Annotated in this window: 25 protein-coding genes; 13 read left to right on the forward strand and 12 right to left on the reverse strand. The window is 68.2% G+C overall.

Going from position 1 to position 22006, the window contains the following annotated elements; genetic code table 11:
• Positions 1-15: 15 nt before the first annotated feature.
• The 3 genes from NX1_RS06965 to NX1_RS06975 are packed head-to-tail and all read left to right on the forward strand — an operon-like array spanning position 16 to position 2713.
• Complete coding sequence (locus tag NX1_RS06965; RefSeq protein WP_068055565.1) at positions 16-978, forward strand: AAA family ATPase; 963 nt, start codon at positions 16-18, stop codon at positions 976-978.
• Positions 975-2258 (forward strand): DUF58 domain-containing protein, encoded by a 1284-nt coding sequence (locus NX1_RS06970; RefSeq protein ID WP_068055568.1) that lies wholly within the window; start codon positions 975-977, stop codon positions 2256-2258. The genes NX1_RS06965 and NX1_RS06970 overlap by 4 nt, the downstream gene beginning before the upstream one ends.
• Positions 2255-2713: a hypothetical protein gene (locus tag NX1_RS06975; RefSeq protein ID WP_068055571.1), complete on the forward strand. Its 459-nt coding sequence runs from the start codon at positions 2255-2257 to the stop codon at positions 2711-2713. Before NX1_RS06970 ends, NX1_RS06975 begins: the two co-directional genes overlap by 4 nt.
• 109 nt (positions 2714-2822) lie before the next feature.
• Here NX1_RS06975 and chsH3 read toward each other — a convergent pair whose 3' ends face one another.
• A complete protein-coding gene (gene chsH3 / locus NX1_RS06980; protein WP_068055574.1) occupies positions 2823-3683 on the reverse strand; it encodes an enoyl-CoA hydratase ChsH3 in 861 nt (286 codons plus the stop codon).
• 345 nt (positions 3684-4028) lie between these two features.
• Positions 4029-5753, reverse strand: coding sequence for a 3-oxosteroid 1-dehydrogenase (gene kstD / locus NX1_RS06985; RefSeq protein ID WP_084501180.1), 1725 nt, complete (start codon positions 5751-5753; stop codon positions 4029-4031).
• A 105-nt stretch (positions 5754-5858) separates the two neighbouring features.
• On the opposite strand from kstD, the gene NX1_RS06990 reads away from it, so the two are divergent.
• From NX1_RS06990 to NX1_RS07015, 6 genes are all read left to right on the forward strand, one after another.
• Positions 5859-7484 carry an FAD-binding protein gene (locus NX1_RS06990; protein ID WP_084501149.1) on the forward strand — a complete coding sequence of 542 codons (1626 nt, stop codon included), beginning with the start codon at positions 5859-5861 and terminating at the stop codon, positions 7482-7484.
• Position 7485: 1 nt separating this feature from the next.
• Entirely contained in the window at positions 7486-8271 is a 786-nt protein-coding gene (locus tag NX1_RS06995) for a 2-keto-4-pentenoate hydratase (RefSeq protein WP_068055577.1), read from the forward strand.
• Between the two features lie 99 nt (positions 8272-8370).
• A complete protein-coding gene (locus NX1_RS07000) occupies positions 8371-9279 on the forward strand; it encodes an acetaldehyde dehydrogenase (acetylating) (RefSeq protein WP_068055580.1) in 909 nt (302 codons plus the stop codon).
• Between the two features lie 12 nt (positions 9280-9291).
• Positions 9292-10329, forward strand: coding sequence for a 4-hydroxy-2-oxovalerate aldolase (gene dmpG, locus NX1_RS07005; protein ID WP_068055583.1), 1038 nt, complete (start codon positions 9292-9294; stop codon positions 10327-10329).
• Between the two features lie 194 nt (positions 10330-10523).
• Positions 10524-11330 (forward strand): SAM-dependent methyltransferase, encoded by an 807-nt coding sequence (locus NX1_RS07010; RefSeq protein ID WP_068055586.1) that lies wholly within the window; start codon positions 10524-10526, stop codon positions 11328-11330.
• Between the two features lie 99 nt (positions 11331-11429).
• Positions 11430-11576: a DUF1059 domain-containing protein gene (locus NX1_RS07015; protein WP_157119573.1), complete on the forward strand. Its 147-nt coding sequence runs from the start codon at positions 11430-11432 to the stop codon at positions 11574-11576.
• A gap of 163 nt (positions 11577-11739) precedes the next feature.
• Here NX1_RS07015 and NX1_RS07020 read toward each other — a convergent pair whose 3' ends face one another.
• From NX1_RS07020 to NX1_RS07035, 4 genes are all read right to left on the reverse strand, one after another.
• Positions 11740-12138, reverse strand: a complete 399-nt coding sequence (locus tag NX1_RS07020) for an ArsR/SmtB family transcription factor (protein WP_068055592.1) — start codon at positions 12136-12138, stop codon at positions 11740-11742.
• Positions 12138-12794: an SRPBCC family protein gene (locus tag NX1_RS07025; protein WP_068055595.1), complete on the reverse strand. Its 657-nt coding sequence runs from the start codon at positions 12792-12794 to the stop codon at positions 12138-12140. The genes NX1_RS07020 and NX1_RS07025 overlap by 1 nt, the downstream gene beginning before the upstream one ends.
• Before the next feature lie 244 nt (positions 12795-13038).
• Complete coding sequence (locus NX1_RS07030; protein ID WP_068055597.1) at positions 13039-13617, reverse strand: DUF2867 domain-containing protein; 579 nt, start codon at positions 13615-13617, stop codon at positions 13039-13041.
• Between the two features lie 13 nt (positions 13618-13630).
• Positions 13631-13918 carry an antibiotic biosynthesis monooxygenase gene (locus NX1_RS07035; protein WP_068055600.1) on the reverse strand — a complete coding sequence of 96 codons (288 nt, stop codon included), beginning with the start codon at positions 13916-13918 and terminating at the stop codon, positions 13631-13633.
• 137 nt (positions 13919-14055) lie between these two features.
• Here NX1_RS07035 and NX1_RS07040 point away from each other — a divergent pair, with 137 nt between their 5' ends.
• Positions 14056-14616, forward strand: coding sequence for a TetR/AcrR family transcriptional regulator (locus NX1_RS07040; protein ID WP_068055602.1), 561 nt, complete (start codon positions 14056-14058; stop codon positions 14614-14616).
• Between the two features lie 250 nt (positions 14617-14866).
• Here the strand turns inward: NX1_RS07040 and NX1_RS07045 are convergent, their stop codons facing one another.
• On the reverse strand, positions 14867-15364 hold the full coding sequence (locus NX1_RS07045; protein WP_245668368.1) for a YdeI/OmpD-associated family protein: 498 nt from the start codon (positions 15362-15364) through the stop codon (positions 14867-14869).
• Between the two features lie 76 nt (positions 15365-15440).
• On the opposite strand from NX1_RS07045, the gene NX1_RS07050 reads away from it, so the two are divergent.
• On the forward strand, positions 15441-16199 hold the full coding sequence (locus NX1_RS07050) for an SDR family oxidoreductase (RefSeq protein WP_068055608.1): 759 nt from the start codon (positions 15441-15443) through the stop codon (positions 16197-16199).
• Positions 16200-16206: 7 nt separating this feature from the next.
• Here the strand turns inward: NX1_RS07050 and hsaB are convergent, their stop codons facing one another.
• The 4 genes from hsaB to hsaA are packed head-to-tail and all read right to left on the reverse strand — an operon-like array spanning position 16207 to position 19780.
• Positions 16207-16794 carry a 3-hydroxy-9,10-secoandrosta-1,3,5(10)-triene-9,17-dione monooxygenase reductase subunit gene (gene hsaB, locus NX1_RS07055; protein WP_068055611.1) on the reverse strand — a complete coding sequence of 196 codons (588 nt, stop codon included), beginning with the start codon at positions 16792-16794 and terminating at the stop codon, positions 16207-16209.
• 23 nt (positions 16795-16817) lie between these two features.
• The gene (gene hsaC, locus NX1_RS07060) at positions 16818-17723 is read right to left on the reverse strand and encodes an iron-dependent extradiol dioxygenase HsaC (protein WP_068055614.1); all 906 of its coding nucleotides are present in this window, start codon (positions 17721-17723) and stop codon (positions 16818-16820) included.
• A 3-nt stretch (positions 17724-17726) separates the two neighbouring features.
• On the reverse strand, positions 17727-18608 hold the full coding sequence (gene hsaD, locus NX1_RS07065) for a 4,5:9,10-diseco-3-hydroxy-5,9,17-trioxoandrosta-1(10),2-diene-4-oate hydrolase (RefSeq protein ID WP_068055616.1): 882 nt from the start codon (positions 18606-18608) through the stop codon (positions 17727-17729).
• Positions 18609-18616: 8 nt separating this feature from the next.
• Positions 18617-19780 carry a 3-hydroxy-9,10-secoandrosta-1,3,5(10)-triene-9,17-dione monooxygenase oxygenase subunit gene (gene hsaA, locus NX1_RS07070; protein ID WP_068055619.1) on the reverse strand — a complete coding sequence of 388 codons (1164 nt, stop codon included), beginning with the start codon at positions 19778-19780 and terminating at the stop codon, positions 18617-18619.
• Between the two features lie 198 nt (positions 19781-19978).
• On the opposite strand from hsaA, the gene NX1_RS07075 reads away from it, so the two are divergent.
• Together NX1_RS07075 and NX1_RS07080 are read left to right on the forward strand one after the other, a co-directional pair.
• Positions 19979-21193 carry a 3-ketosteroid-9-alpha-monooxygenase, oxygenase component gene (locus NX1_RS07075; RefSeq protein ID WP_068055622.1) on the forward strand — a complete coding sequence of 405 codons (1215 nt, stop codon included), beginning with the start codon at positions 19979-19981 and terminating at the stop codon, positions 21191-21193.
• On the forward strand, positions 21193-21525 hold the full coding sequence (locus NX1_RS07080; protein ID WP_084501153.1) for a hypothetical protein: 333 nt from the start codon (positions 21193-21195) through the stop codon (positions 21523-21525). The genes NX1_RS07075 and NX1_RS07080 overlap by 1 nt, the downstream gene beginning before the upstream one ends.
• Positions 21526-21590: 65 nt before the next feature.
• Here NX1_RS07080 and NX1_RS07085 read toward each other — a convergent pair whose 3' ends face one another.
• A complete protein-coding gene (locus NX1_RS07085) occupies positions 21591-22001 on the reverse strand; it encodes a cupin domain-containing protein (protein ID WP_068055625.1) in 411 nt (136 codons plus the stop codon).
• Positions 22002-22006 lie beyond the last annotated feature (5 nt).

The raw sequence follows: 22006 nt of genomic DNA on the forward strand, positions 1-22006 counted from the left end.
AGTGCGAGTAGACAAATGACGATGCCACTGGACGCGACCGTCCAGCGCACCGACGCGGTGCTGCGGGAGCTGTCCCGCGTCATCGTGGGCAAGCGCGATGAATTACAGCTGATCATGATCGCCGTGCTCTCCGGTGGGCATGTCCTCATCGAGGACCTGCCCGGACTCGGCAAGACGCTGATCGCGAGGTCGTTCGCCGCCGCGCTCGGCCTCGACTTCACCCGGGTGCAGTTCACCCCCGATTTGCTGCCCGCCGACCTGCTCGGCTCCACCATCTACGACATGAACTCGGGACGGTTCAACTTCCGCCGCGGTCCGGTGTTCACCAACGTGCTGCTGGCCGACGAGGTGAACCGCACCCCGCCGAAGACCCAGGCCGCGCTGCTGGAGGCGATGGCGGAGGGACAGGTCAGCATCGACGGCGAGACCTTCCCGCTGCCGCAGCCGTTCATCGTGCTCGCCACCGACAACCCCATCGAATACGAGGGCACCTACCCGCTGCCGGAGGCGCAGCTGGACCGCTTCGCCATTCAGCTGCGGCTCGGTTATCTCTCCGAGCACGACGAGACCCAGATGATCCGCAGGCGCCTGGAACGCGGCGCGACGCCGCCGCAGGTGGGGCAGGTGGTGGACGCCAACGGGCTGCTGGAGATGCGGCAGTCGGTCGAATACGTCACGGTGCATCCCGACGTGGTCAGCTACGTCGTCGCCCTGGCCGGCGCGACCCGCGGCCATCCGCAGGTCGAGGTCGGCGCGAGTCCGCGCGCCGAACTGGATCTGGTGCAGATGTCGCGGGCCCGCGCGCTGCTGCTCGGCCGGGACTACGTCATCCCGGAAGACGTGAAGGCGCTGGCGATTCCGGCCATGGCGCACCGGATCACGCTGCGCCCCGAGATGTGGGTGCGCCGGATCCGCGGCGAGGACGTGATCGCCGAACTGCTGCGCCGCCTGCCGGTCCCGCGCGCCGCCCAGACATGACCCGCTCCAGGCACCGCGACGCGAGCGCCACCGTCGAGGTCGAATTGCGGTGGCGCCCGGCGCCTCTGGTGTACATGCTGGCGGGCTGCGCGGCGGTGGCGCTGCTGGTCGCGGTGGTCGCCGCGCGCTGGCAGTTGGTGGTCTTCGCCGCGCCGTTGCTCGGCGTGCTTGCGACCGCGCCGTGGCAGCAGTCGCGGACCAGGATTCAAGTCGACGGCGGCGGCACGCTGCGTTGCTTCGAGACCGAGGAGGTGGTGCTCACCGTCGCCGCCTTCGTCGAGGCGGGGCACGCGCTGCTGCGCCTGAAACCGCGGTCGGTAGCGGAACTCGGGATCGAGATCGAGGAGGCGAGCGACTCGGGGGCGGCGCCCGCCGGGCTGCGGCTCGCCTTGTCGGCCGGGCGCTGGGGTCGTTACCCGGTGTCGGTGCGGGTGTCCGCGCTGAGCCCGGCGGGACTCGCGATCGCCACCGCGACGCTGCCCGCGGGACAATTGTTCGTCTACCCGGTGACCGATCCGCAGCGAATGCGCTTGCCGCGCACCGAACTTCCCGAACGGCTCGGTACCCACCTGACTCGCCGCCACGGGCCAGGCGTGGAATACGCCGACATTCGCGCCTACGCGCCGGGCGATCAGCTGCGGATCGTGAACTGGCCGGTGAGCGCGCGGCGCGGGCGGCTCTACGTCACCGAGCGGCTGACCAACCGGTCCGCCGACGTCGTCGTGCTGGTCGACACCTCGCAACAGGCGCCGGGTCCGGCGACCGATTCGCTCGAGCTGTCGGTGCGCGGCGCGGCCCAGGTCGTGCAGTCGACGCTGCAAGCGGGCGACCGTACCGCCGTGGTCTGCCTCGGCCGGCATCCGCGCTGGCTGCGTCCCGACATCGGGCGGCGCCAGTTCTACCGCATCGTCGACACCGTCCTCGACGTGGGCGACGAGCACATCCCCACCACCGGCACCCTGGCCCCGCACGCCGCGGTTCCGATCGGCGCGATCGTGGTGGCGTTCTCCACGCTGCTCGACACCCAGTTCGCGCTGGCGCTGATCGATCTGCGTAAGCGCGGGCACGTCGTCGTGGTGGTGGACGTGTTGCGCGGCACGCCGTTTCACGCGGGACTCGATCAGACGCTGGCCCGCATGTGGCAGCTGGAACGCGCCTCGATGTACCGCGACATGGGCACGGTCGGCGTCGACATCGTGCCGTGGGCGCAGGACGCCAGGCTCGACGAGATCATGCGCCTGCTGCCCGAACACCGTCGAACCGTGCGGGTGCGCCGATGACCAGATTCCTCGCCGTCCTCGCGGGCGTCCTGCTCGTCGCCTCGGTGATCCTGATGGCGCCGCTCGCGGGCATTCCCGCGCTCGTCCTCGTGATCGCGGGCTGGTGGTTCCGACCCGCCGCGGTCGCCGCCGTCCTGGTCGCGATCGCCGCCCTCGCCTGGGCCGACACCGGCGTGCTCGCCGCCGCCGCGACGGGTCTGGTCGCCACCGCCTACCTGCTGAACGCGGCTACCGTGACCGCACCGATCGGCGTCGTCCCGACCACCTTGCCCTCGGTCGTCGGCGCCGTCGTCTTCGCCGCGTGCGCGGTGGGCGCGGCCCTGTTTCCCTTACGCCTGGCGTGGGCCCCCGCCCTCGCGCCGGTCGTGGTGATCGTGTTGTACGCCTTGGTGATCCAAGGACTGGGCCCGCGTCGCGAGAGAACCGAAGAAGTAGCCGGACCGCAGGCTGGTTGAGTCGCCGGTATCCGCCAACGGATTGCCCGGCCGCCGTCGCGATAGCTCGTGCGCACCCCCGCGACGGCGGCCGAAGTGACTCGCTCGGGCGAACGAGCCGCGCGGTCGTCTACCTGAACTTCAGGCTGACGTCCGCGAGCACCGGGGCGTCCTCGCGCTCGACCACCGTCGCGGCGATGACGAGTTCTCCCTCGCCCCGCCAGATCCGGGTCCGGATGGTCTCACCCGGGTAGAGCACACCGGCGAAGCGCGCGCGGAATCCGGTGACGCGGCTCGCGTCGGAATCCAAGGCGGTGTCCGTGGCGGTCTTGCAGACGATCCCGTACGTGCACAGGCCGTGCAGAATCGGATCGGGGAACCCTGCGGCGCGGGCGAACTCGGGATCGGAGTGCAGCGGATTGCGGTCGCCGAGCATCCGGTACAGCAGCGCCTGCTGCGGCAGGGTGCGCGTGGTGACGTCGAAATCCGGTGCGCGATCGGGCAGTTCCGACTTGTTGCTCGGGCCGCGTTCGCCGCCGAAACCGCCCTCACCCTTGGCGAAGATGGACGAGCGGGTGGTCCACAGCGGTGCGCCGTCGGAACCGGTGATGGTGTGCTCCTGCACGACCACCGCGGCCGAGCCCTTGTCCCAGATCTCGCTGATCCGCCCGGTGCTCGTCGCCTTGCCCGCGGCGGGGATCGGCCGGTGCACCTCCACCTCCTGGTGTCCGTGCACCACCTTCGCCAGGTCGATGTCGATGCCGGGGAAACTCACCTTGGGCGGCTCGGTCTCGTGCAAGGTCTGCGCCACGGTCGCGAACGTCGGCAGCACCTGCGGCTCCCGATCGTCCAGGTAGCGCAGCTCGGCGGCGTCGGTCCACCGCGCACCCGCGCCGAGCCCGAGCTGATAGAGCTGCACATCCGATGGCGTCCACGCGAACTCCCGGCTCGGCAGCTCCGCGCCGAGCGCGATCTTCGGGTCGATGGGCATCAGTTCTCCTTGTGCATGGTTGTGGACGGATTCGATCGCCCCGGTGCGCGTCGCCCACGAATCGATCCTGCGGGCAGGCGCACCCCGCTGGCAATGCCGTACCCACTCGCCGGGACAGCGGTCCACCGGACGGCGTCCGCTTCGTTCCCGCCCTCCGCGCCGGACTGGTTCGCGCCCATGGCCTCCGGGGCTCGGAGGGGTCCCCCGCAGACCGCCCACACGGTTCGCAGAGGTTGCAGCCCCTGCGAACCGTGCGGAAGTTCTGCGAGGTCGGCACGCGCCCATTCGGCGGGAGGTACGCCAGCCGCGGTGTGGGGTGGTAGCGGTGTGGATAGGGGGCATGCCCTATGCGCCGGAGGCGGCGGTGGTTGGCTGCTCTTGCTTGCGCTTGGCGATGTCGAGGACGGCGAGGTAGCCGAAGGTGATGGCGGGGCCGATGGTGGCGCCGGGGCCCGCGTAGGTGTGGCCCATGACCGGGGTCGAGCAGTTGCCCGAGGCGTAGAGACCCTCGATGACGGTGCCGTCTTCCCGCAGCACCCGGCCCGTGGAGTCGGCGACCAGACCGCCCTTGGTGCCGAGATCGCCGGGCACCATCTTGGCCGCGTAGAACGGGCCCTGGACCAAGCCGGCGAGGCACGGGTTCGGCTTCACCGTCGGGTCGCCGTAGTACCGGTCGTAGTGGCTGTTGCCGCGGCCGAAGTCCTCGTCGGTGCCGGTCTCGGCGAAGGTGTTGAACCGCGCGACGGTCGCGGCCAGATTCTCCGCGGGCACGCCGATCGCGGCGGCCAGCTCCTCGAGGCTGTCGGCCTTGACGATGTTGTCGTTTTCCATCCAGCGGGACGGAAAGCGCAGACCAGGCTGCAATCCGGCAAAGATGTAGCGGTTCCGGTAGCGCTGGTCGAACACCAGCCACGAGGGGATGTTCTCCCCGGGACCTTCACCCTGCCCGTATTCGCCGCCGTACATGGTGTGCACAGCCTCGACGTAAGGAGCGGACTCATTACCGAATCGCTTGCCGTCGTGGTTGACGATGATGCAGCCGGGCAGGTTGCGCTCGGCGAGGGCGAACCACGGCCTGCCACCCTTGAAAACGGTCGGCCCCCACCACGCGTCCTCCATGAAGCCCACCGCGCCGCCTGCTGCCATGCCCGCGCGGATGCCGTCGCCGGTGTTCGCCGTCGCGCCGGTCGTCCACTCGGTGGTGATGGGCTGGCGCTGATACTTCGCGCGCATCTCCGCGTTGTGCTCGAAGCCGCCGCTGCCGAGCACGACGCCGTGGCGCGCGGTGAACACGACGGGCTTGCCGTCCACCGTCGCCTCGACGCCCGTGACCACGCCGTTCTCCACGATCAGGTCGGTCATCGGAGTGTTCAGCAGCACCGGCACGTTCGCGTCCATCAGCCCTTTGCGCATGGCGGCGATGATGGCCTGTCCCATGCCGACGATGTGCTTGCCGGTGAACTTCGCCCAGTACGTGCGCGCGCCGACGCGCATGGCGCGCATCATGCCCTTCGGGTGGCGGCGAATGAGGTTGAGGCGGACGAAATCCGCCTGCATGACGACCACGTTCAGCGGCGCCTTGGCATACGGCGGTTCCAGGTTGTCCCGCTCCGCGCCGAGGACCTTCAGGTTGAACGGCTTGGGCTCGCAGGAGCGTCCTTCGCCGAGACCGCCTGGCGCCTCCGGGTAGTAGTCCGAATACCCGGGCACCCACTTCATCTTCAGCGGGGTGTGGTCGAGCACGAAGTCGAAGGCCTCGGCGCCGCGGTCGATGTAGGTGTCGATCCGGTCCTTCGGCACCACGTCGCCGACGATGCTGTGCAGGTAGGTGCGTGCGTCCTCCCGGTCGTCGGGACGGCCCGACGCGCGCAGCGCCTTGTTGCCGGGGATCCACACGCCGCCACCGGAGCGCGCGGTCGACCCGCCGTAGTGCGCGGCCTTTTCGATGATCACCGCGCTGAGGCCGTGGTGGGCGGCGGTGAGGGCGGCGGTCATGCCCGCGGCGCCACTGCCGACGACCACCACGTCGTAGCTGTGTGGTTCAAGAACCGGATCTGTCATGTAGAACACGTTATAGAATGGACGCGCCATTGGTCTATGTTGTGTGGCAGAAGACTTGCTCGGCGTTCCATTTGTCGAGGAAACTTGTTTCAGTTTCGGACCGGAGTGAAGTACATGGGCCTGGAATGGGACCTGACCGCTGACGTGGTCGTCGTCGGCTACGGAGCCGCGGGCGCGTCCGCCGCGCTGGAGGCGACGGAGGCGGGCGCGCAGGTGCTCGTGTTGGAGCGATTCACCGGCGGCGGCGCGTCCGCGCTGTCCGGCGGCATCATCTACGCGGGCGGCGGTACGTCGGTGCAGCGCGAGGCCGGGGTGGACGATACCCCTGAGCGGATGCTCGCGTACCTGGAACGCGAGGTCGGCACGGCCGTCACACCGGCCACCCTGCGGCGGTTCGTCGACGAGAGCCCGGCCATGATCGAGTGGCTGAAGGGGCACGGCGTGCCCTTCGAAGCCTCGCTCTGCCCGTACAAGACCTCGTATCCGAACGACAGTTACTACCTGTACTACTCCGGCAGCGAGGTCTCCGGCTACGGCCGCGAGGTCGCCGAACCGGTGCAGCGCGGCCACCGCGTCAAGGGCAAGGGCACCTCGGGCAAGCAGCTCACCGGACCGCTCGCCGCCTCCGCCTCGCGTCGTGGCGTGCGCGTCGAGACCCTGACCGCGGCAAAGCGATTGATCACCGACGACAACGGCGCGGTGATCGGCGTCGAGTGCAGGTCGCTGCGCGACGCACCCGGCCGGATCAGGGAACGCTACAGCCGCATGGCCAAGCTCGCGGCCAAGCCTGGCATCTACTATCCGCCGCTGCGCAAGTCGATGGAGAAGCGCCTCGACGCGCTGGATCGCGAGTACGGCAGGACGATTCGCGTGCAGGCTCGGCGCGGCGTGATCGTCAGCGCGGGGGGCTTCATCGCCAACCGCGCCATGCTCGGCGAATACGGCCCGCAGTACCGCGCCGGTCTCGCGCTCGGCACCACCGGCGACGACGGCAGCGGCATCCTGCTCGCACGACAGGCGGGCGCTGCCACCGACCGCATGGGCAACGTCTCGGCGTGGCGATTCATCCTGCCGCCCAGCGCTTTCACCGGCGCGGTGCTGGTCGACGCGCACGGTCGGCGGGTGATCGACGAGACCCGCTACGGCGCGGCGGTCGGCCACGCGCTGATCAACGAGCACGAAGGCAAGGGCTGGCTGCTCGCCGACGCGAACCTGATGAGCACCGCGATCCGGCAGATCCGCACCCAGGCGACCTGGTTCCAGCGCGCTCAGTTCGAGGTGATGCGCCGCAGCGCCGTGCGCGGCGCGACGCTGGAAGCCGCCGCGGCAGCCGCGGGTATCGATCCGGCCGGGCTGCGCGCGACCGTCGACGCGCACAACGCCGCCATCGCGAACGGCACGCCCGACCCGGTCGGCAAGCCCGCCGAATTCACCGAACCGGTGCGCAGCGGCCCGTACTGGCTGTTGGATGTGGGGATCAAACCGAGCCTGACCAATCCGTGCCCGATGCTCACCCTCGGCGGCGTGGTCGTCGACGAGCGGACCGGCGCGGTGAAAACAGCTGATGGCGAAGACATTCCCGGCCTGTACGCCGCGGGCCGGACCGCCGTCGGCATCTGCTCGGACTCCTATGTCAGCGGTCTGTCGCTGGCCGACTGCGTCTTCTCCGGTCGCCGCGCGGGGCGGTCCGCGGCGGGCGAACAGGCCGTCCTCGAAAAAGCAACAGTGGAAGGAAACTAGCGTGCTGTCCGACGCGGTACGAACCGAACTCGCCGACGAACTCGCCCGGGCCGAGAACGATCGGGTCGCCATCGACCCGCTGGTCGCGCGGTACCCCGAGATCGACGTGGTCGACGCCTACGAGATCCAGTTGATCAACATCCGCCGCCGCCTCGACAGCGGCGCGCGCGTGGTCGGCCACAAGGTCGGGCTCTCGTCCAAGGCCATGCAGCAGATGATGGGAGTCGACGAGCCCGACTACGGTCACCTGCTCGCGGAAATGCAAGTGTTCGAAGATGTTCCGGTCGAGGCGGGTCGCTACCTTTTCCCGCGCGTCGAGGTCGAGGTCGGGTTCGTGCTCGGCGCCGACCTGCCTGGCGCGGACTGCACCGAGGAGGACGTGCTCGCCGCGACGGTCGCCTACGCGCCCGCGATCGAGCTGATCGATTCCAGGATCAAGGACTGGAACATCGGCCTGTGCGACACCATTTCGGACAACGCGTCCTCGGCGGGCTACGTGCTCGGACCCGAGCGGGTCGCGCCGAAGGACATCGACATCAAGGCCATCGACGCGGTGCTCACCCGCAACGGCGAGGTGGTCGCCGAGGGGCGCAGCGACGCGGTGCTCGGCGACCCGGTCATCGCGGTGGCCTGGCTGGCGCGCAAGGTCGCCTCGTTCGGGGTGCGGCTGAAGAAGGGCGACGTCGTGCTGCCCGGCTCGTGCACCCGCGCCATCGATGCCCGTCCCGGTGACCAGTTCCTCGCCGAGTTCGCCGGACTCGGCTCGGTCCGACTGCATTTCACCTGAGTCCACACAGAGCGCACCCGCCCCGCCGGCTTCGCCGGCTGCCAACCCCAGAGCCCACCCCGCCGGCTTCGCCGGCCGCCATCTCCAAGGAGGCCAACCGTGTCCGACAGGACCGTAACCGCCGCGATCGTCGGGTCCGGCAATATCAGCACCGATCTGCTCTACAAGCTGCTGCGCTCGGACGTCATCGAGCCGCGCTGGATGATCGGCATCGATCCGGAGAGCGAGGGCCTGAAGCGGGCTCGCGGGCTCGGGCTGGAGACCTCGCACGAGGGTGTGGACTGGCTGCTCGGCCAATCCGAGCTGCCCGACCTGGTTTTCGAGGCCACCTCCGCTTACGTGCACCGCGCCGCCGCGCCGAGGTACGCCGAGGCGGGCATCCGTGCGGTCGACCTCACCCCGGCCGCGGTCGGTCCCGCCGTGGTGCCGCCGGTCAACCTCGGCGCCAACCTGGACGCGCCGAACGTCAACATGATCACCTGCGGCGGCCAGGCCACCATCCCGATCGTGGCGGCCGTCTCGCGCGTCGTGCCGGTGCCCTACGCCGAGATCGTCGCCTCGGTGTCGTCGGTGTCCGCCGGACCGGGCACCCGTGCCAACATCGACGAGTTCACCAAGACCACCAGCCGCGGCGTCGAGACCATCGGCGGCGCGGAGCGCGGCAAGGCGATCATCATCCTGAACCCGGCCGAGCCGCCGATGATCATGCGCGACACCATCTTCTGCGCCATCCCGGAGGACGCCGACACCGACGCGATCGCCGACTCCATTCACCGGATGGTCGCCGACATCCAGCAGTACGTGCCCGGCTACCGCCTGCTGAACGAACCGCAGTTCGACGAGCCGTCGGTGGTATCGGGCGGTCTGGCGAAGGTCTCGGTCTTCGTCGAGGTCGAAGGCGCGGGCGACTTCCTGCCCCCGTACGCGGGCAACCTCGACATCATGACCGCCGCGGCCACCCAGGTCGGCGAAGTCATCGCAAAGCAGATCACGACGGCCCGGGTGTAAGGAGCATTCCCCATGGCTTATTCAGCAGAACTCGATATCCGCGTCACCGATACTTCGCTGCGCGACGGCTCGCATCACAAGCGCCACCAGTTCACCGCCACCGAGGTGCGCGACATCGTCGCCGCGCTCGACGGCGCGGGCGTTCCGGTGATCGAGGTGACCCACGGCGACGGGCTCGGCGGGTCCTCGTTCAACTACGGCTTCTCCAAGACCCCCGAACAGGAACTGGTGAAGATCGCCGCCGAGACGGCCACCCAGGCCAAGATCGCGGTGCTCATGCTGCCCGGCGTCGGCGTCAAGGAGGACATCAAGGTCTCCCAGGACAACGGCGCGTCCATCTGCCGCATCGCCACCCACTGCACCGAGGCCGACGTCTCCATCCAGCACTTCGGGCTCGCCCGCGAACTCGGGCTGGAAACCGTCGGCTTCCTGATGATGTCGCACACCCAGCCGCCCGAGGTGCTCGCCAAGCAGGCGCGCATCATGGCCGACGCGGGGTGCCAATGCGTGTACATCGTCGATTCCGCGGGAGCCCTTGTCCTCGAACAGGTTTCCGAGCGCGTCGCGGCCGTCGTCGCGGAACTCGGTAGCGATGCCCAGGTCGGTTTCCACGGTCACGAGAACCTCGATCTCGCCGTGGCGAACTCCATCTACGCCATCCGCGCGGGCGCCACCCAGATCGACGGCAGCGCACGACGTTTCGGCGCGGGCGCGGGCAACACGCCGGTCGAGGCGCTGGTCGGCGTCTGCGACAAGCTCGGCATCAGCACCGGCATCGATTTCTTCGCCATCGCCGACGCCGCCGAGGACGTGGTCCGCCCTGCCATGCCGCAGGAATGCCTGCTGGATCGCCAGGCCCTGATGATGGGCTACGCCGGTGTCTACTCCAGCTTCCTCAAGCACGCCGAGCGGCAGGCCGAACGCTACGGCGTCTCCGCCGCCGAGATGCTCGTTCGCGCGGGCAAGCGCAAGCTCGTCGGCGGTCAAGAGGACCAGCTCATCGACATCGCGCTGGAATTGCAGCGCGAACAGCGGGCCGTCTCCGCCTGACCGAAGCGACCGGCCCGCGGGTGGTTCGCCACCGCTCGCGGGCCCGGTCGCGGGACCGCCGACGTCGGTTCGCCGAAGCGTTCGGCGGTCGAATTCCGCTGCTGTTTCTGGACAGTCGGACGCCGAGCGCCTGCCATCGCACGCACGATCTCCTACTATTGGGCACACAATGTCCGGTGAATCGGGGTGCGAAAGTGACCGACAGCTCCAATGTGATCGATCAGTCCAAGCCCAGCATCGCTCGGGTCTACGACTATCTGCTCGGCGGTAAGGACTACTACCCGGTCGACCAGGAGATCGGCGACCACTTCAAGAACAACCTCCCCGGCTCGGTGGTGATCGCCACGTCCAACCGGCAGGTATTGGTCCGCGCCGTAAGCGAACTCGCTCAGGCGGGCCTGCGGCAGTTCATCGATCTCGGCAGCGGTCTACCCACCGCCGACAACGTGCACCAGGTCGCCCAACGGCACGCCCCCGATGCCAAGGTGGCCTACGTCGACAACGACCCCATCGTGCTGGCGCACGGGCGCGCGCTGCTGGCGTCCGACGAGCGGACGGCCGTCATCCAGGCCGATGTTCGCGAGCCCAAGACGATTCGCGAGCATCCCGATGTCACCGGGCTGATCGATTTCGATCAGCCCGTCGCCGTCATCTTCAGCGCCATCCTGCATCACCTCAACGACGACGAGGATCCCGCCGACGTCGTTCGCTTTTGGAGCGATCAAATACCTTCTGGCAGTGCGGTATTCATTTCGCATTTCCGCTCGGGGCACAACGCCGAGACGGCGGCGGTCGAGGCGAAGTTGCAGGCCACCTTCGGGCGCGGGCGCTGGCGCACCGACGAGGAGATCGCTGCGCTGTTCGGCGATCTGGAGATCCTCGAGCCAGGTGTCGTCCCGGTCTCGCAGTGGCGGCCCGAGCCCGTCAAAGGTCCGACCTCTGTTCGCGAACTCACGGTATGGGAGCAGCTCATCGTCGCGGGCTTGGCTCGGAAGCCGTAGACGAATTGCCCTCATTTACAACATTGCTCATTCAATCGGCGGCGCGCGGCGGGTAGCGTCGACTCCGCGCTACCTGTCGAACGAGACCTAGGACGGATGATGAAGCGAAACCTGAACTGCCCCTGCGGCGAAGCCATCGTCGGGACCGACGAGGACGATCTCGTCGCGAAGACGCAGGCGCATCTGGCGGCGAACCACCCGGGGCACGAGTACTCGCGCGACGAAATTCTCTTCATCGCCTACTGATTCGGTTCATCTACCGGCGCGGGAAGATCGACCTCGCGGTGCCGTACATCGACGGGGCGAACCGGTACTTGCGCAAGAACAACGCGGCGGGGACTCCGGGTCGTTCCGGCGGCTGGTACCGGCTGCCCGAGATGTGAGCGCCGGATTCTCACCGCGGGTTCGTTCAAGCGTGGCGAGCCTTCCGCTCCCCCTCGTCGGCAGGCGGTGGGGCGGTGCGGCGAGCCCGTTTTCCACGAGCGATTTCGGTGGCGAGGGCGTCGAGGGGCTGGGTGAACTGGTGGAGAGGTTCGGTCAGCGCGGTCAGCCAGGCGATGGCCGCTTCCGCGCCCGCGGGATCGAGGGCGTACAGGCGACGGGTGCCCTCGGCACGCACGATCACCAGCTCGGCGTCGCGCAGCACCTTCAGATGCTGGGAGACGCCGGGCTGGGAGATCGAGGTGTGCCGCTGCACCGCGGCGACCACCGCGCCTGCGGGCTGCTCGCCCGCCGCGACCAGTTCGAGAATGTAGCGGCGGATCGGATCGCCGAGCGCCTCGAAGATCTTCGCCGGAGAAGCGGCCATCAGGATTCGGCGCCGTCCTCGGGCTCGGTGGTGTAGAAGGTGATCGTCTGGTTCGCGGCCGTGATCGCCGCGGTCGGGTCGTCGCCGTCCGCCACCGCCGCGTCCGCCCACCCTTCGGCCGCCGTCCTGATGAACGCGATGCCCTCGGGAGTCGTGTGGAAGGTCAGCACCTCGGCTGGGTCGAGCACCGCCGAACTCGCCAAGTGCAGACCGAGACCCATCAGCGCGAGATCCCAGCCGACGCCGACGGCTCCCGGACCGTACTGCGCCCAGAACTCGGGATCCACCGGCGCTTCGTGCTCCAGTTGCAGCAGCGTCCCGTCCCCGCTCGGGCTCAGCGTGACCGTCAGCCAGGACACCCGCGGCCCCATCTCCCAGGTCACCGCGAACCGCCGCGGCGCCTCGCACTCCTCGATCACCCCGTTCGCGTTCCCCTCGAGCTGATACCGCCCACCAATCTCCAGCTCCCCGCTCACCGGCAGAAACCACCGCGGAATCCGCGCGCTGTTCGTCAACGCGTCCCACAGATCGGCCTGATCGGTCGGATAACTCCGCCGAGCCACCGCGATCCGCGTCGCCTCCCCATCCCTGGCCCCACTCCGAACCTCACGAACCACAAGCCCGGCGATCCCGGCCGGATCGGTCAACAAAGGCACAACTACCTCCTTGGATAAGTGTGAACTTATATTAGACCACACGCCCGTGGTTCGCAGTGGGAAGTCGACGCCAGGGCGCTCCGAGTGTGTTGCCGACGGCGGTTGGTCGCCGAGGCGCCGAATCGCCGACGGCCCAGTTCAATTCGGGACGGGCCGCCTTGGCGTCGAAGGGAGGGCGGCGCAGGGCTGCCGTCGACGAGAGATCTTGGCTGGCTGTCCTAGGCCGCGGTTGAGACCTCGCGGGCTACGCGTCCTGCCGCTGCCAGCCGCGCACGAAGACGCGCATGAGTGCGGGGTATACCAGCGTGTATCGGAACGGTGCGATCGCGGCCATGTACAGCTTTCCGAAGAGTCCGTTCGGCTTGACCAGCACCGCCATCTGCCCGCGGTAACCGCCGGATTCGTCGGGGACCCAGCCGATGTGCATCACCGCGTGGACGGTGCGGTTGGCCATCTCGGCCGCCCACTCGTCGTCGGTGAGATACACCGAGGTGAACGGGAACCCCTCGGTGTCGGGGCCGCGCGGGCCGTCGCGCAGGTCGTCGGGCAGCCGTTCGCGCAGCGAGGCGACTCGGGCGCCCACCGTCGAGTCGGCGTCGTCCCAGCCGAGCAGCGCGCCCAGTTTCCAGCGGATGTCGAACAGGACGCGGAAGACCAGCGGTTGCGGGGTGTCGCCGCCGGTCGTGATGAGCCGCACCAGACGCGGCAGGTCGTCCGGGCCGCCGGGCGTCGGCAGCGCCCACACGTCCTCCAGCGTGAAATCGGGGGCGATCTCGTGGATGCGCCACGGGCGCTCGGTGTGCGCGGTGTTGGAGATCTTCATCTCTGCCTCGCTCTCAGGACAGGGAACGGAGTCGGATGATTTCGCGCGGGCGTCGCTCGCGGGCATCGAAGGCGACGTCGACATCCGCGGTCTCGATGGCTGCGTAGGTCGCGGCGACCGCTTCGTCGGATGCCCACTCGACCGTCGATATGACGGCGTCGCCCGCCTCGTCGGCCCAGTAGGTCGCGGACAGGCAGCCCGGCGTCGCTCGCATCACCGCGGCGACCTGCCGCACGCGGGCGACGAAATCCTCGAAGTGTGCGGCCTCCGGATAGTGCACGGCGATCATGCCGACCGTCATGCCGGCCTCCTCTCGTGACAGCCGACGGCATTGTCAATTGACTTATGCCGCAACGGCTTTCAAATATACGATAGCGTATATAACCGATCGTAGACCGCCGCGAGGGCGATGTCGACACCCTCGGCGATACTGAAGTCATGGTCGCCGTCACACGGACACCCCGAAGCCGATGGATCGAGCAGGGGCTCACCGCCCTCGCGGCGGGCGGCCCGGACGCCGTGCGAATCGAGGTCATCGCCTCGGAACTCGGCGTCACCAAGGGCGGGTTCTACGGGCACTTCGCCGACCGGAACGCCCTGCTGGAGGAGATGCTCGACACCTGGGAGCGCGAGAGCGTCGAGGCGGTGATCGAGCAGGTCGAAGAGGAAGGCGGCGACGCGCGGACGAAGATCCAGCGCGCGGGCCTGCTCACCTTCTCCGACGATCGCCTGCGGCCGATCGACCTGGCCGTGCGCGACTGGGCCCGCCGCGACCCGGCGGTCGCCGAGCGCCTGCGACGAGTGGACAACGAGCGGATGGGCTATCTACGGAGGCTGTTCGGCACCTACTGCACCGACCCCGACGAGATCGAAGCACGCAGCATGCTCGCCTTCTGTCTCGCCGTGGGCAAACACCTGTTGGCCGCCGACCACGGCGATCGCAGTCGTCGCGAGGTGGTCGCCCTGGCGTCGGCCTTCTTGCTCGAACCCAAGCGCTGACGGCCACGGAGGCGGGACGACAGAGCGCAGCCACCTATAGCCATAGGAGCTACATTCGGGCAATGAAGCTGATTTCGCAGCGCGAGTTCCACGCCGATTCCGCGGCGGTGATGGACGCGGTCGAGGCTGGTGAGACCTTTCGAGTGACGCGAAACGGTATCGAGGTCGCCGAACTGCGACCGGTCGGCCCAAAGCGGCGTCGCACGGCCGAGGAGCTGGTAGCCCGGCACCGCGTGCTGCCACAGGTGGACTACGCCGTGATGCGCCGCGAGGCGGAGGAATTCTTTGGATCCGCGGGAACGGTCGCGCTGCGCTGGGGTTCGTAGGCGGCGAACCACCGCCCGTCGGCGCGCGCCGCGCGAACCGCGGCCCATCCCGGTTCGCGCAGCCGCCCCGTGGCGATCAACGCCTCCACTTTGCCGACATTGACCAACGACCACGGGCTCTTCGGCCGGCGCGGGGAATAGCGCTGGAGGAAGTGGTCCGCATCGAGACCTCGGCGGTGGCTGTCGATCCAGCCGTAGCAGAGCGCCCCGTCGAGCGCCTCGGTGATGGTGATCGTGGCGCCGGACGCGTGCTTCTTCGCGATCTTCAGCCAGACCTCGGTCGACCGATCGTGGTTGGCCGCGAGCCATGCCTCCCACTGCGTGGAGTCGGCGAAATCATATATCTGGGTGAGCTGGTTCATCGTGGTCTCCGGGGGTGCGAATGGGGGGCTGACCTCGATCATCCGGACATAAGTGCTCACCGATTGAGCAGTTTGTTACCCAACTCGCGCGGCGGGGCCCTTGTGCCGCCCGAAGACCGCGGAGTAGACGTCAGTCATGAGCAGCATTCTTGTGACCGGAGGAACCGGGGCGTTGGGCAGGCACATCGTGTCGCTGCTGCGCGAGGGAGGGCACGACGTTCGAGTACTCTCGCGCCGCCCGGGCGCGGGCACACACATCGGCGACCTGCGGACGGGCGAAGGCGTGGCGGAGGCTGTCGCCGGCGTGGACGCCGTGGTGCACGCGGCCTCGGATTTCCGCAAGTTCGGCGGACCCGATATCGAGCAGACTCGCAATCTGCTCGCGGCCTCGACGGGCGTCGGGCACCTGCTGTACGTCTCGATCGTCGGCATCGATCGCATCCCGTTCCGCTACTATCGCAACAAGCTCAGCTGCGAGCAGCTGATCACCGAAAGCGGTGTCCCGCACACGATTCTGCGTGCGACGCAGTTCCACGAGCTGATCGCCGCCATGCTGCAGAGCGTGGAACGTCTGCCGATCGCACCGCTGCCGTTGGACTTCCGCTTCCAGCCGGTCGCCGCGGTGGACGTCGCGGCGCGCGCCGCCGAGCTGATCCAAGGGCCGCCGCTGGGGCGCGCCCCCGATTTCGGCGGTCCCGAGGTCCTGACCATGGCGGAGCTGGCCGACGCGTGGCGCGCCGTCCGGTCGCGCCCGCGCCGGATCGTCCGGCTGCCGTTGCCGGGAAGAGTGGCCCGTGCCTTCCGCGCCGGTTACAACACCTGCCCCGACCACACCGATGGTGTGCAGAAGTGGGCGCAGTACGCCGCGACCGCGGAAGGGAACGCCTACTTCTGAACCGGCCTCACAGCCAGGTGTCCAGCGTGGTCGTGGTGAGGAAGTGGTCGAGATCGGCGCGCCACGGGGCGGGCACGGTCTTCTCCGGCTCGATGGCGGTGTACTGACCGCGATAGAACAGCAGGGGCCTGCCGGAGTCGGTCGACTCCGACAGGGCCTGCACGCGGCCGATCACGATGTAGTGATCGCCGCCGTCGACGACGCTGTCCACCGTGCACTGGATCGTGGCCAGCGCGTCGTCCAGTACCGGGAGCTTCAGTTCCGATGTGTGCCAGGCGGTTTCGGCGAACTTGTCGGGTTCGCGTGAGCCGAAGCGAGCGCACAGCAGCTGTTGTTCCTCGGCGAGTATGTTGACGCAGAAGCGTCCGGACTTCTCGATCGCCGCCCAGGAGCGCGACGCCTTGGTGGGGCAGAAGAGCACCAGCGGGGGATCGAGGGACAGGGCGGCGAACGATTGACAGGCGAAGCCGATCGGCGCCGCGTCGTCGCCGAAGGCGGTGATGACGGTGATGCCGGTGCAGAACTGCCCGAGCACATTTCGGAATTGGCGCGGATCGATCACCGGATGTCCGTCGGCGGTCGGTTTCGTCTCCATCACAGGTTCGCTCACCCCGTCGGTCATTGCTGGCGCTGGCCCACCGTGAAGTCGTGGCCCCACAGGCTCACGGCGGTCGACTCCCTGGCGATCCAGTCGTGGTCGTCGACTTCCAATCCCTCGCAGCCGAATTCGACATCGAAGCCGCCCGGCGTCTTCATGTAGAAGGACAGCATCTTGTCGTTGACGTGCCTGCCGAGGGTGGCCGACATCTTGACCTTCTTGCGCAGCGCGCGATCCAGGCACAGGCCCACGTCGTCGGCGTTCTCCACCTCGAGCATGAGGTGCACGATGCCGCTGGGGGTCGGCATCGGCAGGAACGCCAGCGAGTGGTGCCGCGGATTGCAGCCGAAGAACCGCAGCCAGGCCGGTTCGCCGTCGGCGGGACGGCCGACCATCTGCGGTGGCAGGCGCATCGAGTCGCGCAGCCGGAAGCCGAGCACGTCGCGGTAGAACTCCAGCGCGGCCTTGTCGTCGGAGGTGCTGAGCACCACGTGGCCCAGACCCTGCTCCTCGGTGACGAACCGGTGCCCGTACGGGCTGACCACCCGCCGGTGTTCCAGCGCGACGCCGTGGAACGCCTCGAGTACGTTGCCGGACGGGTCCTCGAAGCTGATCAGCTCGTAGACGCGCCGGTCGGCCTTCTCCGCCGCGCTGCCCTCCTTGTAGGGCACGCCCGCGGCTTCCAAACGGTTTCTGATGTCTTGCAGCTCTTCGGCATTGGCGGTTTCCCAGCCGGACACCTGGAGCCGGTCCTTGTCACCGGGGACGATCACCAGCCGGGCCGGGAATTCGTCCATTCGCAGGTAGAGCGCGTCCGGGTCGCCGCCCTTGCCCTCCACCATGCCGAGCACCTTGAGGCCGTACTCGCGCCAGGCCGCCATATCGGTGGCCTCGATGCGCAGATAGCCGAGCGATCGAATGCCCATGATCTATTTCTCCTTGCCGGAACCGGACAGGAAGTCCGTCGCCAGCCGGTTGAATTCGTGGAACTTCTCCAGCTGGGCCCAATGTCCGCAGCCGCCGAACACGTGCAGCTGGACCCGCGGGATCAGCTTGGTGGCGACGATGGCGCCGTCGAGCGGGTTGACCCGGTCCTCGCGGCCCCAGATGAGCAGCACCGGCTGGCGCAGCTTGTAGGCGTCGCGCCACAGCATCCCGAGCTCGAAATCGGGCCCGGAGAACGACTTGCCCATCGCGCGGGTCGCGGCGAGCGCCTCGGGGGTCTTGGCCGATTCGAAGCGTTCGTCGACGAGTTCTTCGGTGATCAGCTTCTGGTCGAACACCATGATCCGCAGGAAGGCTTCGAGATTCGCCCTTGTCGGCTCGAAGTTGAAGCGCGAGAGCAGCTTCACGCCCTCGGTCGGGTCCGGCGCGAAGGCGTTGAGGCTCAGCCCACCGGGGCCCATCAGCACCAGCTTGCCCGCCCGGTCCGGGTAGTCGAGCGCGAACCGGACCGCGGCGCCGCCGCCGAGCGAATTGCCGAGGATGTGCACCCGGTCGGTGATCTGCAGGTGGTCGAGCAGATCCTTCAGCGCCGACGCGGAGTGCGCGAAGTACTGCGGATGCTCGACCGGCTTGTCCGACTTGCCGAAACCGGGCTGATCCACCGCGAGCACATGGAAATTCTGCGCCAGCACGGGAATGTTCCGCGCGAAATTCGACCAGGACGACGCGCCGGGCCCGCCGCCGTGCAGCAGCACGATCGTCGGTCCGTTGCCGCTGCCCGCCTCGTGGTAGTGCAGCTTCAGGTCCGGCCGCACCTGCGCGTAGCGCGAGGTCGATTCGAAGGTCAATTCAGCAGTGGTCGTCACGATGCCGCCTACACCATGCCGTCGGTGACCGGGAGCCCGAACTCGTGTGTGCCGTACATGACGTAGGCGCGCTCGGGATCGTTGGCCGCGTGCACCCGGCCGGCGTGCGCGTCGCGCCAGAAGCGCTGCAGCGGAGTGCCGTTGGCCAGCGCGGTGGCGCCAGAGGCTTCGAAGAGCTTGTCGATGGAGGCGATCGCCCGTCCGGTGGCGCGCACCTGGTCGCGGCGGGCACGCACCCGCAGGTCGAACGGAATCTCCTTGCCCGCCTTCAGCAGCGCGTACTCGTCGGCGACGTTGCCGGAGAGTTGGCGCCATGCCGCGTCGATGTCGCTGGACGCCTCGGCGACCCTGACCTTGGTGAACGGGTCGTCCTTGGCCTTCTCGCCCGCGAAGGCCGCGCGCACCCGCTTGCCCTGGTGCTCGACGTGCGCGGCGTAAGCGCCGTATGCCATGCCGACGATCGGCGTGGAGATGGTGGTGGGATGGATGGTGCGCCACGGCATCTTGTAGACCGGATCCGGGTTCTGCTCCAGGCCGGGCGATTTCAGCTCGCTCATGGCGCGGAAACTGAGGAACCGGTGCGAGGGCACGAAAACGTCTTCGACCACAACGGTATTGGAGCCGGTGCCGCGCAGGCCGACCACGTTCCACACGTCGTCGATGCGGTATTCGGTGCGGGGGATCAGGAAGCTGCCGAAGTCCACCGGCTTGCCGTCCTTGATGACCGGACCGCCCAGCACCGCCCAGGTGGCGTGGTCGGAGCCCGAGGACCAGGCCCACGCGCCCTTGACGATGTAACCACCGTCCACGACGGTGCCCGCGCCCATCGGAGCGTAGGAGGAGGAGATCCGCACCTCGGTGTCCTCGCCCCACACGTCCACCTGCGCCTGCTGGTCGAACAGCGCGAGGTGCCAGTTGTGCACACCGACGATGCCCGCCACCCAGCCGGTGGACCCGCAGGCGCTGGCGAGCTTGCGCACGGTGTCGTAGAAGACGACCGGGTCGGCGGCGTATCCGCCCCACTGCTTGGGCTGTAGCAGCCTGAAGAAGCCGGTCTCTTGGAGCGCCTTGATCGATTCGTCGGGGATGCGCCGCAGGTCCTCGGCCTCTTGCGCGCGCTCACGCAGCGTCGGCAACAGCGCTTCGACCCGCTCGGTCACTTCTTGCGTCATCTCGGGACCTGCTCCTGCCTGGTCGGATTGGTAACCGGTACTCATTTGCCTCTGAGACTAGAACAGGTTCTTATTTCTGTCGAGAACCGGCGTTCATCGCAGGTCCCGAATGGACATGCGCAGGAAGTGACCCGAATCGCTGGCATGGAACGCGACATTTTTGTAACGTGTTCTAGTACAGAAGGAGGAGGAATCGCGATGGCAGTTACCCCCAAAGGGAGCGGTGCGAAGGTCAGGGAGCTGGATGTCGGCTCCGCGCCTACCCGCTATGCACGGGGATGGCATTGCCTCGGCCTGGCCAAGACCTACCGGGACGGTAAGCCGCACGCGGTGAACGTGTTCGGCACCAAGCTGGTGATCTGGGCCGACAGCGCGGGCGAACTGCGGGTGCTCGACGCCTACTGCAGGCACATGGGCGGCGACCTGAGCATGGGCGAGGTCAAGGGCGACGACATCGCCTGCCCGTTCCATGACTGGCGCTGGTCCGGTGTCAACGGCAAGTGCAGCTCGATCCCCTACGCGCGCCGGGTCCCCCCGCTCGCACGTACCAGGAAGTGGACGACGCTCGAGCGCAACGGTCAGCTGTTCGTCTGGCACGACCACGAGGGCAACGAGCCGCCGCCGGACATCACCATCCCGCACATCGAGGGCCCCTACACCGACGCCGACGGCAACCCGACCGACGAGCTCGACAGCGGGTGGACCGACTGGACGTGGAACTCGATGCTGATCGAGGGCGCCAACTGCCGCGAGATCATCGACAACGTGGTCGACATGGCCCACTTCTTCTACATCCACTTCGCCTTCCCGACGTACTTCAAGAACGTCTTCGAAGGACATATCGCCACCCAGTTCCTGGAGACCAAGGGCCGTCCCGACATCGGCATGGCCTCCAAGTACGGCGGCGACACCCTGTTGAAGTCGGAGGCCTCGTACTTCGGGCCCTCGTACATGATCAACCCGCTGCTCAACATCTACAGCGGTTACGAGGTCAAGAGCGTCCTGATCAACTGCCACTACCCGGTGACGCAGGATTCGTTCGTCCTGCAGTGGGGCATCTCGCTGGAGAAGCCGAAGGGCGTCGACGGCGCGATGGCCGACAAGCTGGCCGAGAAGATGACCGAGGGCATCAGCGTCGGCTTCCTGCAGGACGTCGAGATCTGGAAGCACAAGTCCAAGGTCGAGAACCCGCTGCTGTGCGAGGAGGACGGGCCGGTCTACCAGCTGCGCCGCTGGTACGACCAGTTCTATGTCGACGTCGCCGACGTGACGGAGAAGATGACCCAGCGCTTCGAGTTCGAGGTGGACACCACCAAGGCGAACGAGGCGTGGGAGGCCGAGGTCGCGGAGAACTTGCGTCGCAAGCACGAAGCCGAAGCAGCGGCGACGAAGGAAGCCGAGGCAGGCGTCTGATGGCTGCCACCTGGGCCAAGGCGCCGGACTTCGCCGATCAGCCCGCGCGACGGGCGGCGGTGCAGGCCCAGACCGTGGTCGACAAGCAGCGCTATCTGGAGGAAGGCCTGACGCCGCTGCGGTGTCAGGCCTGCCGGAGCGAGGTCCTGGTGCGCAAATCGAGCTCGCACCAGACCTCGGTGCAGTGGACCGAGCCCCCGGAAACGCACTGCCCGGTCTTCGCCGAGCTCGCCGCGTCGGGTGGCCGTCCCGGTCGTCCCGACACCTGCCCGCAGTTGGAGAAGACCATCAAGTGGGCGGTCGACGAGGGCGTGATCGACGTCCCGAAGTAGGGGTACCTCCGGGTCGCTCCGGCCGTGGGCGGACTGCGTGCTGGCACGACTGCGCTGATGAGGGCTCAGTCGAGCTGGAAATCCTCGAAGTCGAAACCGGGGGCGACGATGCAGCTCACCAGGACGTACTCGTCGCCGAGCGGCCGCGCGGCCTGGCTGACCCCGCCGGGGACCACGGCCTGCAACAGCTGACCGCGCTCGACATCGGGTCCGAGGACGATCTCCTCGCCGCCGATGTCGAGCGCGAGCGGTCCGCCGCGGTGCCAGAGCCACAGCTCGTCCGATCGCACCGTGTGCGGGGCCGAGCGCTCGCCCGGCATCAGCAGGAAATGGATCATCGTGGCCGCGGCCCGCGCTCCCGGATACCCGGACGGCGTGAATTCCACCGGGCTGCGCCATGTTTGGCGATACCAGCCGCCCTCTGGGTGCGGCTCCAAATCGAGTGCGATGGCCAGTGCGGGCCGGTCGTCGGTCATGCCCC

It is taken from the genome of Nocardia xishanensis NBRC 101358 (assembly GCF_001613365.1).
Classification (GTDB): Bacteria; Actinomycetota; Actinomycetes; order Mycobacteriales; family Mycobacteriaceae; genus Nocardia; species Nocardia xishanensis.

Bases quoted from the DNA above. Each gene is read 5' to 3' on its own strand.
- NX1_RS06965 (WP_068055565.1), top strand. From the start codon at position 16: ATGACGATGCCACTGGACGCGACCGTCCAGCGCACCGACGCGGTGCTG.
- NX1_RS06970 (WP_068055568.1), top strand. From the start codon at position 975: ATGACCCGCTCCAGGCACCGCGACGCGAGCGCCACCGTCGAGGTCGAA.
- NX1_RS06975 (WP_068055571.1), top strand. From the start codon at position 2,255: ATGACCAGATTCCTCGCCGTCCTCGCGGGCGTCCTGCTCGTCGCCTCG.
- chsH3 (WP_068055574.1), bottom strand. From the start codon at position 3,683: ATGCCCATCGACCCGAAGATCGCGCTCGGCGCGGAGCTGCCGAGCCGG.
- NX1_RS06990 (WP_084501149.1), top strand. From the start codon at position 5,859: ATGGGCCTGGAATGGGACCTGACCGCTGACGTGGTCGTCGTCGGCTAC.
- dmpG (WP_068055583.1), top strand. From the start codon at position 9,292: ATGGCTTATTCAGCAGAACTCGATATCCGCGTCACCGATACTTCGCTG.
- NX1_RS07015 (WP_157119573.1), top strand. From the start codon at position 11,430: ATGAAGCGAAACCTGAACTGCCCCTGCGGCGAAGCCATCGTCGGGACC.
- NX1_RS07020 (WP_068055592.1), bottom strand. From the start codon at position 12,138: ATGGCCGCTTCTCCGGCGAAGATCTTCGAGGCGCTCGGCGATCCGATC.
- NX1_RS07030 (WP_068055597.1), bottom strand. From the start codon at position 13,617: ATGAAGATCTCCAACACCGCGCACACCGAGCGCCCGTGGCGCATCCAC.
- NX1_RS07035 (WP_068055600.1), bottom strand. From the start codon at position 13,918: ATGACGGTCGGCATGATCGCCGTGCACTATCCGGAGGCCGCACACTTC.
- NX1_RS07040 (WP_068055602.1), top strand. From the start codon at position 14,056: ATGGTCGCCGTCACACGGACACCCCGAAGCCGATGGATCGAGCAGGGG.
- NX1_RS07050 (WP_068055608.1), top strand. From the start codon at position 15,441: ATGAGCAGCATTCTTGTGACCGGAGGAACCGGGGCGTTGGGCAGGCAC.
- hsaB (WP_068055611.1), bottom strand. From the start codon at position 16,794: ATGGAGACGAAACCGACCGCCGACGGACATCCGGTGATCGATCCGCGC.
- hsaC (WP_068055614.1), bottom strand. From the start codon at position 17,723: ATGGGCATTCGATCGCTCGGCTATCTGCGCATCGAGGCCACCGATATG.
- hsaA (WP_068055619.1), bottom strand. From the start codon at position 19,780: ATGACGCAAGAAGTGACCGAGCGGGTCGAAGCGCTGTTGCCGACGCTG.
- NX1_RS07075 (WP_068055622.1), top strand. From the start codon at position 19,979: ATGGCAGTTACCCCCAAAGGGAGCGGTGCGAAGGTCAGGGAGCTGGAT.
- NX1_RS07080 (WP_084501153.1), top strand. From the start codon at position 21,193: ATGGCTGCCACCTGGGCCAAGGCGCCGGACTTCGCCGATCAGCCCGCG.
- NX1_RS07085 (WP_068055625.1), bottom strand. From the start codon at position 22,001: ATGACCGACGACCGGCCCGCACTGGCCATCGCACTCGATTTGGAGCCG.